This is a genomic window from Leifsonia sp. KNZ12-8B (assembly GCF_056755495.1).
Window position 1 is genome coordinate 1 of sequence record NZ_JBPGXM010000271.1, and the last position, 261, is coordinate 261.

At 87.7% G+C, this 261-nt stretch carries 1 protein-coding gene; it reads right to left on the reverse strand.

The genetic code is table 11. The features are described from left to right. The coding region (locus ACR9ZG_RS18990) for an E3 binding domain-containing protein (protein ID WP_481286396.1) at positions 1–261 on the reverse strand (261 nt) is incomplete at both ends.

The window sequence follows — 261 nt, forward strand, 5'->3', positions numbered from 1 at the left end:
GCGCGGGAGCGCAGCCGACGGCCCCCGCCGCCTCCACGTCGTGCCGGGTGATGAGCCCCCGGTCGCCGCTGCCGGTGAGGGAGGCGAGGTCGACGCCGAGCTCGCGCGCCAGCTTGCGCACCGGCGGCGTCGCGCGCGGCCGCTCGGCGACGGCCGTCGCGGCCGGCGTCGTCGCAGCCGCCGCGGGGCCCCCCCCCCCCGCCCCCCCCCGCCCCCGGCCGCGCGCCCGCCCCCCCCCCGGGGGGCGCCCGCGCGGGCCCC